General features: G+C 48.4%; 1 tRNA gene. It reads right to left on the bottom strand.

The annotated features are described in order from the left end of the window. Nucleotides 1-133: 133 nt before the first annotated feature. Nucleotides 134-210 (bottom strand) — tRNA-Arg (locus ATB76_RS26960). Nucleotides 211-252: the final 42 nt, after the last annotated feature.

The following is a 252-nucleotide window of genomic DNA, read 5'->3' as shown; positions in this document are numbered from 1 at the left end:
AGCTTCAATAAAGGTGCTTTGGGAAGGGTGGTTTAAACTACAAACCATCCTTGAAGGCTACGAACTCGCAATGTCTCTTGATCACTAGACTTGTGATCAAGAGACAGGCACCCCGCAGGCTTTTTCTAAAGAGTGGCGCGTCCTGGAGGATTCGAACCTCCGACCGCCTGGTTCGTAGCCAGGTACTCTATCCAGCTGAGCTAAGGACGCACGGTTTTTGATATCAGTATTCCCAATATCAGGAGTTCACTA

The organism is Vibrio sp. MOR3, assembly GCF_001557775.1.
In the GTDB taxonomy this organism is placed as follows: Bacteria; Pseudomonadota; Gammaproteobacteria; order Enterobacterales; family Vibrionaceae; genus Vibrio; species Vibrio jasicida.
The sequence above is the reverse complement of the archived record's forward strand: the minus strand, read 5'-3'. Positions and strand labels throughout refer to the sequence as shown.